The following is a 17,206-nucleotide window of genomic DNA, read 5'->3' on the forward strand; positions in this document are numbered from 1 at the left end:
CCATGTCAAAAACGCGGGGAAACAAGCAAAGACAGCCCGCCGGGGCTTTGGTGCCCGACAGGCTGTAAAAAAATACGGGCCGGGTCGGCCCGTCAAAGTTTATTTATAACCGACGCGGTCCATCAACTTCACCGCCTCCGCCTGGCGCGATCCGGCGTTGGCGACATTGATGTAGCTGTGCTTGAAATCGCCCCAGGCGGCGACGCGCGCGTCAGGCTTGACCTTGGGGTTGACCGGGAATTCCATGTTCACATCGGCGAACATATTCTGCGCCTTGGCGCTGGACAGCCATTCCAGGAACTTCAACGCGCCCTTTTCGTTCTTGGCGTGCTTGACCACGCCGGCGCCGGAAATGTTCACATGGGTGCCCTTGCCCGCCTGGTCGGCCCAGAAGATGCCCACCGGCAGATTCGGCGATTTTTCCATCAGGCGGCCGTAGTAATAGGTGTTGGCGATGCCCACTTCGCACTGGCCGGCGGCAATGGCTTCCAGCATCTTGGTGTCGTCCGGGAATTCGCGAGTGGCCAGATTATCCACCCAGCCCTTGACCACTTTCTCCGTCTTCACCGGGCCCAGATCGGACAGCATCATCGCCACCAGCGACTGATTGTAGACCTTCTTGGACGTGCGCAGACACAGCTTGCCCTTCCACTTGGGATCGGCCAGGTCGGCGTAGCTGGACAGCTGGCCCGGCTTCACTTTCTGGGTGTTGTAGAAAATGGTGCGCGCGCGGATGGACAGGCCGTACCATTCATGGCCGGGGTCCCGCAGATAGGACGGGATGTTGGCGTCCAGCAGCGGCGACTTCACCGGCTTGAACAACCCCATCTTGGAGGCCTGCCACAGATTGCCGGCGTCCACGGTCAACAGCAGATCCGCCGGGCTGTTGCTGCCCTCAGCGCGCAGGCGCTCCATCAGCGGGCCTTCCTTGTCCGACACCAGCTTGATGTTGACGCCGGTTTCCTTCTTGTAAACCTCGATGATGGGCTTGAGCAGCTGCTCGGCGCGAGCGCTGTAAACCACTACATCTTCCGCCACGGCGTGACCGGCGAACCCCGCCAGAACGGCGGCAAGCATCAAGTGCGTTTTCAAGGTGTGTCCCCTGTTGGGTTGAGCGATAGGAATCAGAGCCTCAATCTAAGAACCTGTTCAAAGTCTGCTGCGCTTCAGCGATACGGCGTTGAAAACGAGCTCAAAATGCTCATGTACCACTCGTACATTCCGCTTTTTCGCTCGTTTTCGCCTTGTCTCGCCCTTGCTCGCGAGACTTTGAACAGGCTCTAAGAGCCTGTTTACGATCTGCTGCGCTGCGTGGCGCGTTACACGGTGAGTGCGCCTTCGAAATGCTCATGTACCGTGTGTACATTCCGCTTTCTCAGCCGTTTTCGCCTTGTCTCGCTCTAGCTCGCAAGATCGTAAACGGACTCTAACAAAAATGAGAATGCTTATCAATCTAGTAAACACTCGCATCTTAGTTTTAATCAAAACAAATAAGAAAACCCGCCGCGGCGGGTCTTCTTGCTGCATCCCGGCGCTATCGCGCCCGGGCCTCACACATCTTCGGAATCGCCCCAGCCGCTGCGGTCGCCGATATTGAACACCTTGTCTTCCGGCGCCACGTCGCCGGCGCCCAGCGTCGGCTCCGCCGCCAGCCGCGCGTAGATAGGCGCGAAGTCCGGCGCGGTGGCGTCGAACAACTGCTGGAAGCTGTCGATGACGAAATAGGTTTTCTGGAAAGTGTCGATGCGATAGCGGGTGCGCATGATGCGTTCCAGATCGAAGCCGACGCGGTTGGGGCTGGCGCTGTCCAGGCAGTACACCGACTCTCCCTTGCTGGACACAATGCCGGCGCCGTAGATCCGCATGCCCTTGGGCGTGTTGATCAGGCCGAACTCCACCGTGTACCAGTACAAGCGCGCCAGCATCGGCAAAGCGCCCAGCGCCTTGGCCTTCATGCCGCCCTTGCCGTAAGCCTCCAGGTAGTCGGCGAACACCGGGTTGATCAATAGCGGCACATGGCCGAACAAGTCATGAAACACATCGGGTTCTTGCAGGTAGTCCAACTGGTGCGGCTCGCGCAGCCACCAGGTCACCGGGAAACGTCGGTTGGCCAGGTGCTCGAAAAACACGTCGTCCGGAATCAGTCCGGGCACCGCCACTATTTTCCAACCGGTGGCCGCCATCAGTTTTTCGTTCAGCTTGGCGAAATCCGGCACCCGGTCCGCGTCCACGCCCAGGCGCTCCAGACCTTCCAGGAATTCGTCGCAGGCGCGGCCCGGCAGCATCTCGCTCTGGCGGCGGTACAGCGTGGCCCAGGTGGCGTGGTCGGCGGCGGTGTAGCGCTCCAGCGGTTGCGGCAGGGTGAAATCCGCGCTGTCGTGGCTGAGTCCGACATTCTTGCGAGTGGTGATGTCGGGCACGACGAAATCGGCTCGGTCGTTCATGGCGGTGGGTCCGGATATTTAGGTGGATAACTCTAGTTTAGGCCCGGAGCCATGCGGGAAGACCGCAAAATTTGCCTGCATGCGATTTTTTTTGCACACTTGCCGCATATAACCGCCATGAAACGCTCACTATGCGCAAAATTGAATTAGACCGCTTCGATTACCAGATTCTGGAAGCGCTGCAACACGACGCCCGCGTCACCCATCAAAAGCTGGCCCAGCAAGTGGCCTTGTCCGCGTCCCAGATCGGCCGCCGCATCCAGCGCATGGAGGAAAACGGCGTGATTCAGGGTTATCAGGTGGCCTTGAAGCCGGAACAGGTCGGCTTGTCCGTGATGGCTTTCGCCCACGTCAGCCTGGAGCGCCACAGCGAAAGCGCCTTGCAGGAGTTCGCCCAGGCCATCAACGAACTGCCGGAGGTGCTGGAATGCTACGCCGCCGCCGGCGAGGCGGACTACCTGCTACGCATCGTGGTGCCGGACCTGCCCTCGCTGTCCACCTTCGTGATGAACCGCCTGATGCGGCTGTCGCTGGTGCGCAGCGTCAAATCCACCATCGCCTTGAACGCGATCAAGCAGACGATGAAGCTGCCGCTCTCGTCGGTGCCGGAATGAAGAACGGCGGGGAATCCCCCGCCGTTCTTCTAGAACTTGTTCAAAGTCTGCCGCGCTTCGTGAAACTTGGCACGGTGAGTACCGCATTCGAAATGCTCATGTACCGCTTGACCATTCCGCTTTCTCAGCTGTTTTCGCCTTGTCTCGCTCTAGCTCGCGAGACTTTGAATAGGCCCTTAAAACCGCCTCAGCGCTTGAGCTTGGCGAACGCCGCCGCCATCGCGGTATCGCCGGCCGGTTGCTGGCCGCGCTGGCGATCGCCGCCGCGCCGGTCCTGCGCGCGCGGGCCGTCGTTGCGCGGGCCGCGGCTATTGCCGGCGCCCGGCGTGTCGTCCAAGCGCATGGTCAGCGCGATGCGCTTGCGCGCCGCGTCCACCTCCATCACCTTGACCTTGACCACATCGCCGGCCTTGACCACCTTGCGCGGGTCGTCGACGAACTTGTTGGACAAGGCCGAGATGTGAACCAGTCCATCCTGATGCACGCCGATATCGACGAAAGCGCCGAAGTTGGCGACATTGGTGACCACGCCCTCCAACACCATGCCCGGCTGCAGGTCCTTGATGTCCTCGACGCCGTCCTGGAAGGTGGCGGTCTTGAACTCCGGACGCGGGTCGCGGCCCGGCTTGTCCAGCTCGCGCAGGATGTCCATCACCGTGGGCAGGCCGAAGCGTTCGTCGGTGTAGTCCACCGCCTTCACGGTTTTGAGGAAGCCGGAATCGCCCAGCAGCGATTTCATCTCGCGGCCGGTTTTGAGCACAATCTGCTCCACCACCGGATAGGCTTCCGGATGCACGGCGGAGCCGTCCAGCGGGTTATCGCCATCACGGATGCGCAGGAAGCCGGCCGCCTGTTCGAAGGTTTTGTCGCCCAGCCGCGGCACTTTCAGCAATTGCTTGCGGCTGCGGAAGGCGCCGTTCTGATCGCGGTAGGACACGATATTGGCCGCCAGTGTGGCGTTGAGGCCGGAGATGCGGGTCAGCAGCGGCACAGAGGCGGTGTTGACGTCCACGCCGACGGCGTTGACGCAATCCTCCACCACAGCGTCCAAGGCGCGCGCCAATTGACTCTGGTTGACGTCGTGCTGGTACTGGCCAACGCCGATGGACTTGGGATCGATCTTCACCAGTTCGGCCAGCGGGTCCTGCAAACGGCGGGCAATGGACACCGCGCCGCGCAGTGACACGTCCAGGTCCGGGAATTCTCGCGCCGCCAGTTCCGACGCCGAATATACCGAAGCGCCGGCTTCGGACACCACGATCTTGGTCATGCCCAATTGCGGATAGGCGCGGATCAGCTCCTGCGCCAGCTTGTCGGTTTCCCGGCTGGCGGTGCCGTTGCCGATGGCGATCAGATCCACGCGATGACGCGCGCACAAGGCGCCCAGCACCGCCAGCGAACGGTCCCAATCGCGGCGCGGCTCGTGCGGATAAATGGTGGCGGTGTCCAGCAGCTTGCCGGTGCCGTCCACCACCGCCACCTTGCAGCCGGTGCGCAGGCCCGGGTCCAGGCCCAAGGTGGCGCGCTGGCCGGCCGGGGCCGCCAGCAAGAGGTCATGCAGATTGTCCGCGAACACCTTGATCGCCTCGGCGTCGGCGGCGTCCTTGAGCCGCGACACCAGTTCCAGCTCCAGCGACAGGAAAATCTTGGCGCGCCAGCACAAGCGCACGGTGTCCAGCAGCCATTTGTCGGCCGGACGGCCGGCGTCGCGCACGCCGAAGCGCGCGGCGATCAGTTGCTCGTAGGCGGAGCGTTCGGTGATCGGGGTTTCGTCCGGCTGGTATTTCAGCGCCAGACTCAGCACGCCCTCGTTGCGGCCGCGCAATAACGCCAGCGCGCGGTGCGAGGGCGTGGCGCGGATGGCTTCGCGGTGTTCGAAATAATCGGAAAACTTGGCGCCCTCGTTCTCCTTGCCAGCCACGACCTGGCCAACCAGCTCGCCCTCGTTCCACAGCTTTTCGCGCAGTTGGCCCAAGAGCTCAGCGTCTTCGGCGAAGCGCTCGATCAGGATGGCGCGCGCGCCGTCCAGCGCCGCCTTGGCGTCGGCCACGCCGGCCTCGGCGTTGACATAGGCGGCCGCGGCGACGTTGGGGTCCTGGCTAGGATCGGTCAACAGACCGTCGGCCAAGGGCTCCAGCCCGGCTTCGCGCGCGATCTGCGCCTTGGTGCGGCGCTTGGGTTTGTAGGGGAGGTAAAGGTCTTCCAGCGCGGTCTTGTTGTCCGCGGCATAGAGCGCGGCTTCCAGTTCGGGGCTCAGTTTGCCTTGCTCGGAGATGCTGCCGAGGATGCTGACGCGGCGCTCGTCCAGCTCGCGCAGATAGACCAAGCGCTCGGCCAGCGTGCGCAGCTGGGTGTCGTCCAGGCCGCCGGTGGCTTCCTTGCGGTAGCGGGCGATGAAGGGAACGGTGGCGCCGCCGTCTATCAGGTCGATGGTGGCGGCGACTTGCGCCTCGCGGACGGAAAGTTCGGCCGCCAGGCGGCTGGAAATGCTTTTCAACATCGGTTTTTATTCTTTCGAGTTGAACAAAAACCGCTACTGTACCGCCATCGCCGACAAAATCAACCGGGACGCCGCGTCGGACGTCCCGAAATCAGCGCCGCCGGACAAGTCAGGTGCCCGCCGCCACCGGGCTTTCCAGCCAGGCCTGGGCCTCTTCCGCGGTATCGAAATACTGAGTGCGGGTATTGGACAGCAGCCCGGCGATGTGGGCGGCCAGCTTGATCCAGACATCGCTGACCACCAGCGCCACGCGGCCGACGTGATTTTCATGGGCGCGCATGAATTTGACCTCTTCCAGCGCCATGTCCAGCGTGAAGTCCTTCAGCTCGGTCAGGTCCAGCAGCAGATCGGGCTTGGCACGCTCGGACTGGCGCTTGAGCAGGGCCTCCTCCAGCAGCTTGAAGTCCGCCAGCGTGAATTCGTTGTACAGCGCCACGTCCAGGCCGTAGTGTTGTTCGCGTATCGAGATCATGTCCTTCTCCTTTGCGGTGTCGCTTTCATTTTAAGGCTTGGCCGCACTGGCGCGGCAAGCTTTTTCAGCCGGCCGGCAGCGTCTTGAGCCAGGCGGCTAGCCGCCCGCGGGCATTGCGGCAGGGCGAGGCGGTATTGAACTGAATCATCCTCCCGCGCGTCCATTTGTCGTACCAGGGGCCGCCGTAAAGCGCCTCGTCGGAATAGCTCTCCACCAACGCCTCTACCTGACGCTGGCTATCGTCCAGCATCGCGCACAGCCGCGCCCAGTCGTCGACATCCCCGTAATCGCGGTAGAACTTCCGCGCCAACAAGCCCAACTGATTCCAACGGTAGCCGGTGTCGGGAAAGTCCATAGGCAAGCCGTCCCGCTCCAATCGATGCCACTTCAACACCAGCGCCTGCCAGCCCAGCAGATAGGCCATCAGGTCCGCGGCGCTCATGCGGCTGCCCTTGGCGTGCCCATCCATTTCCTGAGCGAAAGCGCGCTCCGGCGGCACCCGCGCCAGCACCGCGCTCAAGCGCCGGTATTCGTCCCTCATCGCCTCCAACAAGGCGGCCTTGCCCGCAGGCACCGTCATCGCCGTTCCCTCGCCGCGTCCGGTCAAACGCCGGACCATGGTGGCAGCTTAACGCCGGCTGGCCAACATGCCGCTGACGATGATCAAACCCATCGCCGCCAGGCCGGCGGCGCTGAGCGGGTCGCCCCACAAGCCGACGCCCAGCAAGGTGGAAAACACCACGGTCAGGTAAGACAGATTGGCGGCCAAGAGCTTGCGCCCCACCTTGTAGGCGCGGGTCATCGCCAATTGGGCGATGGTGGCGGTGGCGCCCAAGCCCAGCAGCAGCCACGCGTTCTCCAGCGTCACCGGATGCCAGGTTTCAAACAGCATCAACAGCAGGCCGCCCAGCGTGGAAATCAGCGCGAAATAGAACACGACCTTCCATTCCGGCTCGCCCTGGCGGCCCAGCTCCCGCACATGCAGATAGGACCAGCCGGCCAGCAGGCCGGAGCCGACGCCAAGCAAACCGGCCACCCAGGCCTCGCTGGACAAGGTGGGCCGCAGCAACAGCACCACGCCGACAAAGCCCAGCGCCAGGCCGGCCAGCGCCTGCTTGGGCAGGCGCTCGCGCAACAGCGCCACCGACAGCAGCGCCAGGAACATCGGCGAGGTGTAGTTGAGCGTCACCGCCGTGGACAAGGGCAAATGAGCGATGGCGTAGAAATACAGCAATAAGGAAGCGTAGCCGATCAGGCCGCGCTGCACGTGATAGCGCAGCAAGGGGGTGGAGAAACGCTCGCGCCGCCACAAGGCCGCCGCGCCCAGCGTGACTGCGCCCACAAGAGTGCGCCAGAACACCAGCTCGGTGGAGGAGAAATATTCGGCGCCCAGCTTGACGAACACCCCCATCAGGCCGAAAAACACCGCCGCCACCACCATCCAGCCCGAACCCAGGCGCCACTTTCCACTAGTCAAACCACATTATCCTTATTCATTCTTGTTGACCCCCCAAGCTCTGCTTCAACGCAAGGCCGCCATCAGGCCGGAGCCCACTATCAACACCATCGCCGCCAGCGACCAGGCGCTCAGCGGATCGCCCCACAACACCACGCCCAGCAGCGCGGAAAACAGCACCGTCAGATAGCCAAAGCTGGCCACCAGATATTTGCGTCCGTCCTTGTAAGCGCGGGTCATCGCCAATTGTCCCAACATGCCGCACACGCCAACACCAAGCAGCGGCAAGACATTGTCCGCCGTCACCGCGCTGAAACCCGGCCCCAAAGCCAGCCAGATGCCGCCAAACACGCTGGAAATGGCGAAAAACCAGAACACCACCTTCCAGGACGGCTCCCCCATCTGCCCCAACTCGCGCACCTGAAACACCGCGAAGCCGGCGCTGACGCCGGACATCAGACCAATCAAGCCGGCCAGCCACTGCTCTGAGCTGAAAGTGGGGCGCAGCAGGATAACGATGCCGACGAAGCCCAGCAACAGGGCCAGCCCGGTGCGCGGCGTCAGCCGGTCTTTCAACTTGATCACACACAGCAAGGCGAAGAACAGCGAGGAGGTGTAGTTCAACGTGACCGCCGTGGACAAGGGCAGCCGGGTCAGCGCATAGAACAGCGCCACCATGGACGCGTAGCCCACGAAGCTGCGCTTGACGTGCCCGCGCCAATGCGGCGTCCACGGCGACTGGCGCTTCCAGGCCATCGCAGCGCCCAAAGCCAGCGCGCCGATGGCGGTGCGCCAGAACAGCAGCTCAGTGGAAGCGAAGGCGTCGGCGCCCAGCTTGACGAACATGCTCATCAGCGCGAAACACAGCGCCGCCACCACCATCCAGCCGGAACCCAGCCGGCCTTGGCGCAAGCGCCGTCCCATGGCCCGTGCGCCGTCGCTCAACGCCGGCGTCATCGCTTCAACAATTCAAGCGACAGGCAGATGGCCTCCATCTGCCGACGATAGGTTTTGAATTCAGAAGCGTTGGCGGCGCAGCGCGCCTCGGCCATGCGCTTTTTGTCCCCCAACTGAAACACATGCAGGTTGTGGCGGACAATCCACAGCCGATTGGAAACGAAGCGGCCGTCGCGGTATTCGGTCACCAGCCGGCCGCTGCGGCTGTTGACGCGGGCGAAATTGGCGGCTTCGCGATTATCGTCCTCCCGGCGGTATTTTTGCGCCAGCCGGGCCAGGGTGTCGCCGCGCCCCGGCTTGCGCGAGAACACCTGCACATCGATGGCGGCGCGCTCGCGCTGATCGGCTTTGGGCGGCACCACCCGCAGCACGCGTTGACCGTCCACCACGCTGGGACGAACCTTCCAGCCCGGCGGCACAGTGAAACGCACGCGGCTCACGGCATCGGTGTAGACAGCGGCCTGGGCCAACGGAGCCAGCAAGGCCAGCGACAAGGGCAAACAGCGGAAAAGCGTTTTGAGCATGGAATCGGGCAAACCAGATAAGAGCCTGCTCACAATCCGGCGAGCGAGACAAGACGAAAACGGCGGAAGCAGCGGCATGTGCTGACGGTACATGAGCATTCTGCAGCGGTCCTCCCGCGTGACGCCTTCCAACGCGCGGCAAACTTTGAACAGGCTCGTAAAAAAGGCGCGGACAAGTCCGCGCCTTTGCATTATGACACCGCAAGCCGTCGCTTAACCAGTCAGCGCCTCGCCCATCTTGCGTCGGTAGAACTCGTGGAAGTGCAGCATGCCTTCTTCGGTGGGCGATTGATAAGGCCCCACCTCGCTCTCGCCGCGCATCCACAAGGCCCGGCGGCCTTCGTGCATCCGGTAGCAGATCTCGTCGTCTTCCTTGGCGGTTTCAAAATAGGCCGCCTGCTCCGCCTCGATAAACTCCGGCTCGAACCACACCACGTCCTCCGGGTAGTAGAACTCGGTCAACACCGTGCACTGCTCCGGCCCGCGCGGCATCACCACGCTGACCACCAGCACATGCGGATACCACTCCACCATGATGTTGGGGTAGTACGTCAGCCAAATGGCGCCGAACTCCGGCTGCTGATCGGCGTAGCGGCGGCGGACTTCCTCGTGCCACTTGCCGTAGACGCGGGAGCCCGAGGTGGCCAGCTGGTTCTTCACGCCCACGGTTTGTACATGGTATTGCGCGCCCCACTCCCACTTCAGATCGTCGCAATCGACGAAATTGCCGAGGCCGGGGTGGAAGGGATCGACGTGGTAGTCCTCGGAATACACTTCGATGAAGGTCTTCCAGTTGAAGGCGTACTCCGTCAGATGGCTGGAATGGTAGGCGTAACCGTCAAAGCTCATGTGCTTGGCCACGCCCAGGTTTTCCAGGTCGCGCGCCACATTGCGGCGCGCGTCGAACAACAGGCCGTTCCAACGCGTCAGTTCGGTCTGGCTCAGGTTCAAGCACGGCGTCTCCGGGAAATGCGGCGCGCCCAGCAAAGAGCCTTCGGCGTCGTAAGTCCAGCCATGCAAATTGCAGACGATATGATTGCCGTTGCCGCGGCCCTTATAAATGATGGCCTGGCGGTGACGGCATACATTGGAGATCAGCTTGATCCGGCCATCCACATTCTTGAGCATCTTGCCGTGCCCCATCCATTCCAGAGTCTGATAATCGCCGGCGTTGGGCGTCATCAGCTCATGGCCATAGTAGATGGGCGCGTCTCCAAACAGCAGCCGCTGTTCCTGAGCGTAATAGGCAGGATCAAAATAGGTATAGACGGGTAGCTGGGCAGCAGATGCTTGAAGCAACTGCGCGGAAGCCAGATCAGACATTATTCCCACACCTCCGGTAGAAGATATAAGACCAGCCGAATCTCGCTTAAAACGAGTTTGCGGGACTATCAAAAACAATCAACAAAAACAAGGCCGAACCTTGCAACAGAGGGGCGGATTATGCCCCCGCCCCCCCACCGGGGCAAGCCTTTCCTCTCTACCGGAAGCGGGTTTTTGGCGTAAAAACATCAGCTTGCCGTACCCAAATCATACTTAGAATAATATTTTTGATAGGAATCAAAGATTTAGCATTCACGCTGCAATGCAATATTAGAGTCGCTTAATTCATGATGTTATAATCGCCGTCATCGCCTCCGTCCGGCTTTGAGCCACGGCCCCTTCTGGACTGTAGCCGATATGCCGCCAGTTACAATGCCTGCCGCGTAAATACAGGCGCAGCCATGCTTTCGCCGGTGGCGCGGCAGCGCTGACGCCAGCTTCCGGCAATGCTATACCGATTGAAAAGCCGTGCCCGCCACAGCGAGAACCCACCCTCGCCGCCGCGGCCGCAAGCTTGGGATCCATGGCGACAAAACCGCTGATTTTTGCCTAAATGCCAAATTTTACGACTCATCGCGCCACGCGCCTGCAGCCTGCGACACCGCTCGGTCGGTGCCGGACCGTCGTTCGCGCCCATTCCCCCCGCGCGTCACAGGAAAGCCTCTGAAAACATGCAAACCTTTTTCCTCGCTCCCATCGGCTTCAACGCCGGCCTGACCTCGGTGGCGCTGGGCGCCATCCACAGCCTGGAGCAAGCCGGCCTGCGCGTCGGCTTCGTCAAACCCATCGCCCAGGGCGCGGACCCCAAGGAGCCGGAACGCTCCACCCACTTCGCCCGCGCCATCTGCCGGCTCAATCCGCCGGAGCCGATTCCGATGGAGCGGGTGGAACGCCTGCTGTCCAAAGGCCAGGTGGATCAATTGATGGAAGAAGTGGTCAGCCTGTATCAACAGGCGGCCAATCAGGTGGACGTGGTGCTGGTGGAGGGCCTGGTACCGGACCAGAAACAGGTGTTCTCCACCTTTCTAAACACCAAGATCGCGCGCAATCTGCAAGCGCAGACCATCCTGGTCAGCGCGGCCGACAACCTGGCCAGCCACGAGATCGCCGAGCAGCTGGAAATGAGCATTCAGGCCTTTGGCGGCGGCCAGGGCGGCCAGATCGCCGGCTACATCCTCAACCGGGTGCCCAAGGACCAGAACGCTCAGGACATCGCCACCGAGGTGCTGGAAAGCGGCAGCTTGATGAAAAAGGCGCGGCTGCCGATGCTGGGCGCCATCCCGCACGAGCCGGAACTGCTGGCGCCGCGCACCCTGGACGTGGCCAATCATCTGAAGGCGCGGCTGTTGCACGCCGGCCAACTGACCAGCCGCCGCGTGCGCACCATGGTGGTGACCGCTCGCACCGTTCCTAATATCGTGCACCTGCTCAAGCCCGGCGCGCTGATCATCACTCCCGGCGACCGCGAGGACATCGTGCTGGCCACCGCGATGGCGGCGATGAACGGGGTGCCGCTGGCCGGGCTGTTGCTGACCTGCGATTCGATGCCGGACCCGCGCATCATGCTGCTGTGCCAGCAGGCCTTCACCGGCGGCATGCCGGTGATGGCCAGCGAATCCAACACCTTCGACACCAGCAGCGCGCTTAACAATATGAGCTTGCAAGTGCCGTCCGACGACCGCGAGCGCATGGAGCGCGTGATCGAATTCGTCGCCGAGCACCTGAACGTGGCGCCGCTGAAACAATACATCGGCACGCCTCAGGAACTGCGCCTGCCGCCGCCTGCCTTCCGTTACCAGCTGATGGAAAAGGCGCGCAAGGCCAATAAACGCATCGTGCTGCCGGAAGGCAACGAGCCGCGCACCATCCAGGCCGCCGCCATCTGCCACGAGAAGGGCATCGCCCGCTGCGTGCTGATCGGCCAGCGCGCCGAAATCCTGCAAGTGGCGGAAGCCCAGGGCGTGACGCTGCCGGAGTCGGTGGAAATCATTGATCCCAACGAGGTGCGCAGCCGCTATGTGCCGCCCATGGTGGAGCTGCGCAAGAGCAAAGGTCTGAACGCGCCGATGGCCGAACAGCAATTGGAAGACAATGTGGTGATGGGCACCATGATGCTGGCGCTGGACGAAGTGGACGGCCTGGTGTCCGGCGCGGTGCACACCACCGCCAACACCATCCGCCCCGCCCTGCAGCTGATCAAGACCGCGCCGGGCGCCAGCATCGTGTCCAGCGTGTTCTTCATGCTGATGCCGGAGCAGGTACTGGTCTACGGCGACTGCGCGGTGAACCCCGATCCTGACGCCGAACAGTTGGCCGACATCGCCATACAGTCGGCGGACTCCGCCGCCGCTTTCGGCATTCCGCCGCGTGTGGCGATGATCTCCTACTCCACCGGCTCCTCCGGCAGCGGATCGGACGTGGAGAAAGTCCGGGAAGCCACACGCATCGCCAAGGAAAAGCGCCCGGATCTGATGATAGACGGCCCGATGCAGTACGACGCCGCCAGCGTGGAATCGGTAGGCCGCCAGAAGGCGCCGGACAGCGAAGTGGCCGGCCGCGCCACCGTGTTCGTATTCCCGGACCTCAACACCGGCAACACCACTTACAAGGCCGTTCAGCGCTCAGCCAATGTGGTGTCGGTGGGCCCGATGCTGCAAGGCCTGCGCAAGCCGGTCAACGATCTGTCGCGCGGCGCGCTGGTGGACGACATTGTCTACACCATCGCCTTGACCGCGCTGCAGGCGGAGCAAGGCGAGTCCATCTAAGAGCCTGTTTACGATCTGCTACACGTCGGCGATACGGCGTTGAAAACGGCTTCGAAATGCTCATGTACCACACGTACATTCCGCTTTCTCAGCCATTTTCGCCTTGTCTCGCCTTAGCTCGCGAGATCGTAAACACGTTCTAAGCCCAGCCCCCTATCCAACCGCCTGCCTCCCGGCAGGCGGTTTCGCCATTACGCACAACAGTTCCCCTCTCCTATTCGGCCCTGCCCGGCTATGCCATTGCGTTAATTCAAACAATTGTTTTACATTGGAGCGCCATAAAAGCCGCACAACAACAAGCTGCGTCCGCAGCCGCGTCTACAACGCATCAGAGGGGCACTCCATGTCGATTCAAACCATCACGGAATGGTTCATCCCGGACCGCGTACGCCAATCTCCGGAACAGGCTATCCGCGGCCGCACCGTCGTCGGGGTCGGCCTGCTGGCCGGCCTGGTGGCGCCGCTGTTCGCCATCGAATACCTGCAACTGGGCCACCGTGCGATGGCCGCCGGCATCGCGCTGGGCGGCCTGGGCCTGCTGCTGGGGCCGCTTCTGCTCAAACTGAGCGGCGCGGTGCGCTTCAGCGCTGAATTCATCACCAGCTGCATGTACGCGATGGTGTGCTGGATGGTCTACGTCAACGGCGGCATCCAGTCCACCAGCATCGTTTGGTTCGCCGCCATTCCCTTCACCGCCGTCTTCGTCGCCACCCGTGTCTCCGGCATGGTCTGGCTGGGGCTGACCGCGGCCGCCATCGGCCTGTTCTTGTGGATGAGCGCTCAGGGACTGCTGCCCGCCAACCCGATTCCCCACGCCGAAATTCCCAAGCTGCAGGCCAAATCGCTGGCAGGCTTGTCGCTGGTGGTGCTGGCCCTGGCGCTGGCCTTCGACAAGGCCAAGGCCAAAAGCTTTGAGAAACTGGAAGGCGCGCGGCGCGAGGCGGAACAAGCTCAACAGGCGATGCGGCAGCTGATGGCTCAGTTGACCGAATCCATCCAGGCCGCTTCCAGCGCCAGCCGCGATATCGCCGGCAGCACCGGCAATATGGCCGAAACCATGGCCAGCCAGCGCGAACGCTCCGAAGACATGGTAGTGATCGCCCAACAAATGGCGGTGGTCACCAGCCAGAACGCCGAGCAATCGGTGACGGCCACTCAGCTGGCGCACACCGCCGGCCAAGCCGCCTTGGGCGGCGGCGAAGCAATGGACCAGGCGGTCAGGCAGTTGAGCAAGGCCGGCGAAGTGATCGCGCTGGCCTCCAGCCGGCTGGAACAGCTGGGCGAGCGCAGTGCCGAAGTCAGCGGCATCGTGCAACTGATCCGCGACATCGCCGACCAGACCAACCTCCTGGCGCTCAACGCCGCCATCGAGGCGGCGCGCGCCGGAGAGCTGGGCCGCGGCTTCGCGGTGGTGGCCGACGAGGTGCGCAAACTAGCCGAGCGCACCCAGAACGCCACTCTGGACATAGAACAGAAAATCCGGCTGATCGTCGACGGCACCAACCAGGCGCTCATCGCGATGCGGGACGGCAATCAGCAGATGCAGGCGGGCCGCGACAACTCGCTGGACGCCCAACGCAAGCTGTCCGGCATCATAGGCGAAACCGGCGAGCTGGCCAGCTTGCTCAGCCAGATGTCGCAGGCGGAAGCCAATCAAAACCGCGGCTTCGCCCAGTTCGCCAACGACATCACCGCGGTGGGCGAATCCACCCGCAGCCTGTCCGGCGAAACCCAGGCCATCGCGGACGCCATCGCCCGGCTGGACCGCTTGTTGGTGGATCTGGGCCAAAACACCCGCCATCTTCAGACGCAAAACGCCACGGCATGAAAAACGCCGGCCCAGGGCCGGCGTCGTCCTTTGAACAGGCTCTCGCCCGCGAACGCCCTTATTGCGGCAACTCGCTATTGCTGAATACCTCCAACTGCACTTGCTTCACCCGCTTGTCCGCGGACAGACGCTGTTGCAAGGACAGCAACTCGACCTGGGCCGGCGCGTCGAACACCACCACGCTCTGAGTGCGGTAACGAACGCTCAGGCTATGATCGCGCGCCACCGCGGCCTCGTCTCGCGGCGAAGCCAGCTTCACCATCACCACGCCGCTGACCCTGGACGGAGCCAGCTCGCCTTCGGAACGCAGCACGTCGCCGCGCTTCAGCGTCACACCGCCCTCGCTCGCCGCCGAGCGGGCGCTGACGCCCTGCGGCAGCTTGCCGGCCGGAGCCGCTTGCTTGTAATAGGTCTTGCCGTTGATCACCAGCGGCTGGCCGCCCGGCTTCTGCTTGAAGGACGGAACGTCGGCGGCCTGTGCGCCGGCGGCCAAGGCCAGCAGGCCGGCCAGAATCAGGGAATGTTTCATCGTTATGCTCCTTTGTGGCCGATGAAGCGGATGGACCAAGACCGCAGGGTGCCGGTGGCGTTGGGCAGGCTTAGCGTGCGCTGGCCCTTAGCGTCACGGTAGTCGTAATAGTACTCGGCGCCGTTGGTGTCGGTCACGCGCAGCCGCCATTGACCGCGCGCCGATTCGCCGTAAAAGTGGTTGGACAACAAGCGTTGCTGGTTCAGGCCGTAGCTCTCGTTCACCAGGCCGGTGCGCGGCGACAGCAGCACCGAGCGAGTGCCTGCCGGCGAAATCAATTCCACCGCCAGATCGTTGGCGCGGCCGTGCTTAGCATCCACCAGCACCTGCACGGCTTCCACCGTCAAATCCTCGGCATGGGTGTACACGCTATCCAGTCCAGCTTCGCTGGCATCCGGAATCTCCTTCATCACCGACACCGTCTGCCAGCGCGTCTTCTCCAGCGCCGCCAACGGCTTGTGATTGCGGCCCAGTTCCACCGCCTTGTCCACATCGATCAGGCCAAAGCCGTAGAACGGATGGAAGGCGAGACCGGCGGCGTTGTTCTGCCACCCCGGCAAAGCCTGGTAGCTGTGCGCGCCGCCCTTGGCGTCCTTGAAGGCCAGGGTCACGCCGGCATGATTGGCGTCCACTTTGCGCGCCGACTTGATCAACAGATCGCGCACATCGCGCGCGCTCAGGCTGGGATAAGCCGACATCAGCAACGCGAACGAGCCGGAAGCCGCTGGCGCCGCGGCGGAAGTGCCGTTCATGGTGCCGCGGTAATCGCAATTAGGGTCCAGCGCGGTGCCGCCGTGCAACTGATTGGTGGACGGACGCAACGTGGAGTTGGAGCCGCGGTCGCAACCCACCAGATCGGTGGTCACCATCGCCGGGCTGGCGGTGCCGTACTCGCCGCCAGGGGAGGTCAGCAGCACGTTGGCGCCTACCGAGGAGTAGGACGAGCGCACGCCGTCGGCGTTCAGCGCCGACACCACCACGTTCCAGTAGTTGCTGTTGTCGGTGGTCAGGTTGGAATCCTGGATCGGCAGACCGTCGTTGCCGGCCTTCGCCAGTACATAGGTGGGTTTGCCGTCATTGTCCGAGCCGGACTGGAAGCTGACGTAGGCGTTGCCCGCCGACTTGACGAACACCGCGCCCTTGCCGCCGTTGCTGCGCAGGCTGACATCCTCGTGCGCTTCGTCTCGCACCCGCAACGACATATCAGTATCGGGATTGCCCGGAATCGAGCGGATCGCCGAGCTGCCGTAGCTCTGGTTGAACACGCGGGAACTGGTGGACGACTGGCCGGCGCCGTCGCTCGGCGATTTGCCGTGCGACAGCATCCAACCGGCGGTCGTCTGCGCCTTCAACCAGTTAAAACCGTTCAGGCTGGCCGCCGGCGCCACGCCGCGACCGCCCAGATTGTTGAAGCCCACCGCGGCGGCAATGCCGGCCACGGCGGTGCCGTGGCTGTCGGTGGCCGAACTGGGAGTCGGATCGTCGCTATTGTTCGCCAGGTTCTTGGAACCGGGCACCACATTGCCCGCCAAGTCCGGGTGGCGGATCTCCAGGCCGTCGTCGATGACGGTCACCGTCACGCCGCGCCCCTGGATGCTGCGCGAATGGCTGAGCGCCAGGTTCAGATCGATGCCAGCCACGCCGCCGCGTTGCGAGAACGCGTTCTGCCCTGTGTTTTGCAGGAACCATTGCTGGGACACCAGCGGATCTCCCGCTTGCAAGGGCGTTGCGGCCTGACCGGCCAAGGACGCCAGGGCCAGCGAAACCGCGCCCACCGTGATATGGATACGCATT

14 protein-coding genes are annotated in these 17,206 nt (G+C 63.0%); 3 read left to right on the top strand and 11 right to left on the bottom strand.

Annotation, left to right across the window (positions count from 1 at the left end; translation table 11 throughout):
* Nucleotides 1-99: 99 nt before the first annotated feature.
* Together ACUXV1_RS14570 and phhA are read right to left on the bottom strand one after the other, a co-directional pair.
* Nucleotides 100-1,092 (bottom strand): extracellular solute-binding protein, encoded by a 993-nt coding sequence (locus ACUXV1_RS14570; protein WP_039753549.1) that lies wholly within the window; start codon nt 1,090-1,092, stop codon nt 100-102.
* 458 nt (nt 1,093-1,550) lie between these two features.
* Nucleotides 1,551-2,444 carry a phenylalanine 4-monooxygenase gene (gene phhA, locus ACUXV1_RS14575; protein ID WP_114152100.1) on the bottom strand — a complete coding sequence of 298 codons (894 nt, stop codon included), beginning with the start codon at nt 2,442-2,444 and terminating at the stop codon, nt 1,551-1,553.
* A 131-nt stretch (nt 2,445-2,575) separates the two neighbouring features.
* Here phhA and ACUXV1_RS14580 point away from each other — a divergent pair, with 131 nt between their 5' ends.
* A complete protein-coding gene (locus ACUXV1_RS14580) occupies nt 2,576-3,058 on the top strand; it encodes an Lrp/AsnC family transcriptional regulator (protein WP_043590381.1) in 483 nt (160 codons plus the stop codon).
* A 187-nt stretch (nt 3,059-3,245) separates the two neighbouring features.
* Here ACUXV1_RS14580 and ACUXV1_RS14585 read toward each other — a convergent pair whose 3' ends face one another.
* From ACUXV1_RS14585 to ACUXV1_RS14615, 7 genes are all read right to left on the bottom strand, one after another.
* On the bottom strand, nt 3,246-5,558 hold the full coding sequence (locus ACUXV1_RS14585; protein WP_446015713.1) for a Tex family protein: 2,313 nt from the start codon (nt 5,556-5,558) through the stop codon (nt 3,246-3,248).
* Between the two features lie 109 nt (nt 5,559-5,667).
* On the bottom strand, nt 5,668-6,030 hold the full coding sequence (locus ACUXV1_RS14590) for an STAS/SEC14 domain-containing protein (protein ID WP_019100258.1): 363 nt from the start codon (nt 6,028-6,030) through the stop codon (nt 5,668-5,670).
* Between the two features lie 64 nt (nt 6,031-6,094).
* Nucleotides 6,095-6,610: a ClbS/DfsB family four-helix bundle protein gene (locus ACUXV1_RS14595; protein ID WP_194427871.1), complete on the bottom strand. Its 516-nt coding sequence runs from the start codon at nt 6,608-6,610 to the stop codon at nt 6,095-6,097.
* 48 nt (nt 6,611-6,658) lie between these two features.
* On the bottom strand, nt 6,659-7,471 hold the full coding sequence (locus ACUXV1_RS14600) for a DMT family transporter (protein WP_052051953.1): 813 nt from the start codon (nt 7,469-7,471) through the stop codon (nt 6,659-6,661).
* A gap of 81 nt (nt 7,472-7,552) precedes the next feature.
* A complete protein-coding gene (locus tag ACUXV1_RS14605; RefSeq protein WP_446015714.1) occupies nt 7,553-8,410 on the bottom strand; it encodes a DMT family transporter in 858 nt (285 codons plus the stop codon).
* A gap of 29 nt (nt 8,411-8,439) precedes the next feature.
* Nucleotides 8,440-8,967, bottom strand: a complete 528-nt coding sequence (locus tag ACUXV1_RS14610; RefSeq protein WP_114152326.1) for a hypothetical protein — start codon at nt 8,965-8,967, stop codon at nt 8,440-8,442.
* Nucleotides 8,968-9,180: 213 nt separating this feature from the next.
* On the bottom strand, nt 9,181-10,290 hold the full coding sequence (locus ACUXV1_RS14615; RefSeq protein WP_019100263.1) for an aromatic ring-hydroxylating oxygenase subunit alpha: 1,110 nt from the start codon (nt 10,288-10,290) through the stop codon (nt 9,181-9,183).
* 671 nt (nt 10,291-10,961) lie between these two features.
* Between ACUXV1_RS14615 and pta the strand changes: the two genes are divergently transcribed.
* Both pta and ACUXV1_RS14625 read left to right on the top strand, forming a co-directional pair.
* A complete protein-coding gene (pta, locus tag ACUXV1_RS14620) occupies nt 10,962-13,055 on the top strand; it encodes a phosphate acetyltransferase (protein ID WP_019100264.1) in 2,094 nt (697 codons plus the stop codon).
* A 343-nt stretch (nt 13,056-13,398) separates the two neighbouring features.
* Nucleotides 13,399-14,883 (top strand): methyl-accepting chemotaxis protein, encoded by a 1,485-nt coding sequence (locus tag ACUXV1_RS14625; protein WP_446015716.1) that lies wholly within the window; start codon nt 13,399-13,401, stop codon nt 14,881-14,883.
* Between the two features lie 58 nt (nt 14,884-14,941).
* Here the strand turns inward: ACUXV1_RS14625 and ACUXV1_RS14630 are convergent, their stop codons facing one another.
* Together ACUXV1_RS14630 and ACUXV1_RS14635 are read right to left on the bottom strand one after the other, a co-directional pair.
* The gene (locus ACUXV1_RS14630) at nt 14,942-15,412 is read right to left on the bottom strand and encodes a hypothetical protein (RefSeq protein ID WP_019100266.1); all 471 of its coding nucleotides are present in this window, start codon (nt 15,410-15,412) and stop codon (nt 14,942-14,944) included.
* Nucleotides 15,413-15,414: 2 nt separating this feature from the next.
* Entirely contained in the window at nt 15,415-17,205 is a 1,791-nt protein-coding gene (locus tag ACUXV1_RS14635; protein ID WP_446015717.1) for a S8 family peptidase, read from the bottom strand.
* Nucleotide 17,206: the final 1 nt, after the last annotated feature.

This window comes from Chromobacterium sp. W521 (assembly GCF_052805975.1).

Coding starts and splice junctions, on each gene's coding strand:
- pta (WP_019100264.1), top strand. CDS start 10,962: ATGCAAACCTTTTTCCTCGCTCCCATCGGCTTCAACGCCGGCCTGACC.
- ACUXV1_RS14635 (WP_446015717.1), bottom strand. CDS start 17,205: ATGCGTATCCATATCACGGTGGGCGCGGTTTCGCTGGCCCTGGCGTCC.
- ACUXV1_RS14590 (WP_019100258.1), bottom strand. CDS start 6,030: ATGATCTCGATACGCGAACAACACTACGGCCTGGACGTGGCGCTGTAC.
- ACUXV1_RS14615 (WP_019100263.1), bottom strand. CDS start 10,290: ATGTCTGATCTGGCTTCCGCGCAGTTGCTTCAAGCATCTGCTGCCCAG.
- ACUXV1_RS14610 (WP_114152326.1), bottom strand. CDS start 8,967: ATGCTCAAAACGCTTTTCCGCTGTTTGCCCTTGTCGCTGGCCTTGCTG.
- ACUXV1_RS14630 (WP_019100266.1), bottom strand. CDS start 15,412: ATGAAACATTCCCTGATTCTGGCCGGCCTGCTGGCCTTGGCCGCCGGC.
- ACUXV1_RS14600 (WP_052051953.1), bottom strand. CDS start 7,471: ATGGTGGTGGCGGCGGTGTTTTTCGGCCTGATGGGGGTGTTCGTCAAG.
- ACUXV1_RS14580 (WP_043590381.1), top strand. CDS start 2,576: ATGCGCAAAATTGAATTAGACCGCTTCGATTACCAGATTCTGGAAGCG.
- ACUXV1_RS14595 (WP_194427871.1), bottom strand. CDS start 6,610: ATGACGGTGCCTGCGGGCAAGGCCGCCTTGTTGGAGGCGATGAGGGAC.
- ACUXV1_RS14585 (WP_446015713.1), bottom strand. CDS start 5,558: ATGTTGAAAAGCATTTCCAGCCGCCTGGCGGCCGAACTTTCCGTCCGC.
- ACUXV1_RS14625 (WP_446015716.1), top strand. CDS start 13,399: ATGTCGATTCAAACCATCACGGAATGGTTCATCCCGGACCGCGTACGC.
- ACUXV1_RS14605 (WP_446015714.1), bottom strand. CDS start 8,410: ATGGGACGGCGCTTGCGCCAAGGCCGGCTGGGTTCCGGCTGGATGGTG.
- phhA (WP_114152100.1), bottom strand. CDS start 2,444: ATGAACGACCGAGCCGATTTCGTCGTGCCCGACATCACCACTCGCAAG.